The sequence below is a fragment of the Kitasatospora sp. NPDC058965 genome (genome assembly GCF_042741245.1).
Taxonomy (GTDB): Bacteria; Actinomycetota; Actinomycetes; order Streptomycetales; family Streptomycetaceae; genus Kitasatospora.
The window spans coordinates 1-2,933 of the sequence record NZ_JBHYKG010000532.1; the positions used below are offsets into that span (position 1 = coordinate 1).

Annotated in this window: 3 protein-coding genes; all 3 read right to left on the bottom strand. The window is 74.7% G+C overall.

Features of this window, described 5'->3' with window-relative positions; genetic code table 11:
- Nucleotides 1–821: amidohydrolase family protein (locus ACFW1A_RS39730; RefSeq protein WP_380418468.1), on the bottom strand; the 821-nt coding region annotated here is incomplete at its 3' end.
- The gene (gene ureA / locus ACFW1A_RS39735; protein WP_380418471.1) at nucleotides 818–1,534 is read right to left on the bottom strand and encodes an urease subunit gamma; all 717 of its coding nucleotides are present in this window, start codon (nucleotides 1,532–1,534) and stop codon (nucleotides 818–820) included. The genes ureA and ACFW1A_RS39730, both read right to left, overlap by 4 nt.
- 4 nt (nucleotides 1,535–1,538) lie before the next feature.
- On the bottom strand, nucleotides 1,539–2,711 hold the full coding sequence (locus tag ACFW1A_RS39740) for an agmatine/peptidylarginine deiminase (protein ID WP_380418473.1): 1,173 nt from the start codon (nucleotides 2,709–2,711) through the stop codon (nucleotides 1,539–1,541).
- Nucleotides 2,712–2,933: the final 222 nt, after the last annotated feature.

Here is a 2,933-nt window from a genome sequence, read left to right on the forward strand (position 1 = left end):
CCCTCGATGTGGAAGGCGTGGATGGTGCGGCCCTCCAGCACGGCGAGGGTGTCCTCGACCGACAGGCACTCGTTCAACCCGTCGGTGTGCAGGGCCACTTGCACGTCGTACTGCTCGGCGACGCGCAGCGCGGTGTCCAGCGCGCGGGTGTGCGCGCCCATGTCCTCGTGCACCTTGAAGCCGCAGGCGCCGCCCTCGGCCAGTGCCTCCTCCAGCGGAGCCGGACGGGAGGACGAGCCCCGGGCCAGGAAGCCGATGTTGACCGGCCAGGCGTCGAAGGCGTTGAAGCCGTGCCGCAGCGCCCAGGGCGAGTTGACGCCCACGCCCCAGGCCGGGCCGATCTCCTGGCCGATGATGGTGGTGACGCCGGAGGCGAGCGAGGCCTCCATGATCCGCGGGGACATCAGGTGGACGTGGGTGTCGATGGCGCCGGCCGTGGCGATCAGGCCCTCGCCGGAGACGATCGTGGTCCCGGTCCCGACCACCACCTCGACCCCGTCGAGCGTGTCGGGGTTGCCGGCCCGCCCGATCGCGACGATCCGGCCCGCCCGGACGCCGATCGACGTCTTGCGGATGCCGAGCACGGCGTCGATCACCACGACGTTGCTGATCACCAGGTCGCAGGTGTCCCGCACGGCGGCGGCCTTGAGGTGCTGGCCGTCCCGGGCGGTCTTGCCGAAGCCGACCAGGAACTCCTCGCCGGGGCGCTGCGAGTCCGACTCGACCCGCACCACCAGTCCGCTGTCGCCGAGCCGGATCCGGTCCCCGGCCCGCGGGCCGTGCACCGCCGCGTACTCCTCGGGTTCGATGGTGCCGCTCACCGGGGGCCCTCCTGTCCGTTGTCGTCCGCTCCGGCGCCCAGGTAGCCGCAGGCGGCGGCCCGGCGCAGTGCCTCGTCCTTCGCGCCGGGGGCGTCCAGCGGCCCGTCGACCAGGCCGGCGAAGCCGATCGCCACCCGGTCGCCGCCGATCGGCACCAGCCCGACCTCCACCGTGCCGCCCGGGTCGAAGCGCACCGACGAGCCGGCCGGGACCGCCAGCCGCATGCCGTAGCCCGCGGCCCGGTCGAAGGCCAGCCGCGGGTTGGCCTCGAAGAAGTGGAAGTGCGAGGTGACCGAGACCGGCACGGCCGCGGTGTTGCGCACGGTCAGGGTGCGGGTGGGCGGGCGCTCCGGCCCGGTGCCGGGGCCGGGGAGCACGGCCCCCGGCGCGGCCTCGCCCAGGCCCGGCGCGGCGCCGAACGGGTCGCCGACCACGGCGAGCCGGGTGCCGTCCTCGAACACCGCCTCGACGTGGATCTCGGTGACCACGTCGGCCACCCCGGGCAGCACGTCGTCGAGGCCGAGCACCCGGCGGGCGGTGGCGACCGCCTCGGCCAGCCGGGCCCCGTCCCGGGCCGCCTCGCAGACGGTGTCGGCGATCAGCGCGGTCGCCTCCGGCACGTTGAGCCGCAGCCCGCGGGCCCGGCGCGAGCGCGCGAGCTCGGCGGCGGTGAACAGCAGCAGTCGGTCGCGTTCGGTGGGAGTCAGCTGCATGTCGTCACCCGGCCGCGGGGCCGGCGGGCTGGTCGTGGGTCGAGCAGTGGATGCCACCGCCGCCGGAGGCGATGGTGTCGATCGTCAGCGGGACGATGTCGCGGCCCGGGAAGTGGTCGCGCATGATCTGCTGCGCCCGGTCGTCGGCCCGCTGGTCGCCGAACCGCGGCAGGAAGACCGCCTTGTTGGCGACGTAGAAGTTGAGGTAGGAGGAGACGAAGGCGTCGCCGCGGCCGGTGATCCGGTCCGGGTCGGGCTGCGGGATCTCGACGATCTGCAGCTGCTTGCCCCGGGCGTCGGTGGCGTCCTTCAGCACCCGCTTCGCCTGCTCGGCCGAGCGCGACCAGACGTCCGTGGGCGAGCCGGGGAAGGACTGGTCGAGCAGCACCACGCCGGGCGCGGCGAACCTGGTCAGGCAGTCCACGTGCGCGTCGGTGATGTCCTTGCCGCGCACGCCCTCCAGCCAGAGCACCTTGGTGACGCCGAGCACCGTCCGCAGCTCCTGCTCGATCTGGTCCCGGCTGCGGCCCGGGTTGCGGTTGTCGTTGACCACCGAGCTCTCGGTGACCATCAGGGTGCCCTGGCCGTCGGTCTCGAACGAGCCGCCCTCGGCCACCAGCGGGGTGGCGATCCGGTCCAGGCCGTACTTGGCGAGCACCGCGCGGGCCACCCCGGCGTCGGCGGTGTGCTCCTGCTTGTGGCCCCAGCCGCTGAAGTTGAGGTCGACGCCCTTGACCTTGCCGTCCTGCTCCACGAAGACGCAGACGGTGTCGCGCGCCCACAGGTCGTCGACCGGGACCGGGATCACCTCCACGTCGTTGCCGCAGGCGCGCTGGGCGGCGTCCGCCTGGGCCTCGCGGGCCAGCAGGACGACCGGCTCGTAGCCGGCCACCGCGCGGGCCAGGCCGGCGATGTCCTGCCGGACGCCGTCGAGTTGGCTGCCCCAGACGTTCTCCGAGGCCGGCCAGGCCATGAAGGTGCGGGCGTGGTTCTCCCATTCGGCGCCGAACCGGATGCCGGCGGTGTTGCGCGCGGCGGTCGGTCCGCCCGGCCGGGGCGGCTGGGCGGGATCGGGTTCGGCCTCGTCCGGGCTGCAGGCGGTCGCTCCGGCGACGAGCAGGCCGGCGGCGGCCAGCGAGCGGAGCACGGTTCGGCGGGAGGGGGCGGCAGGGGGCACGGGGGTCTCCGACGGTGAGGGGGGCGTGGTGCGCGGGGTGTGGGGCCCCGGGGACCGGGCGCGGGCGTGGGCGTGGGCGTGGGCGCGGGGTCCTGGGTGCTGCGGGGAGGGGCGGGAGGGGCGGGGGCTAGGGCCTGTCTGACCATTCGCGTCGGATCAGGCCGGGTCGTTCGGTGCGTGCTCTCGGCGTGCGGCAGGAACGCCCTCGTAGCGGAGCTACTT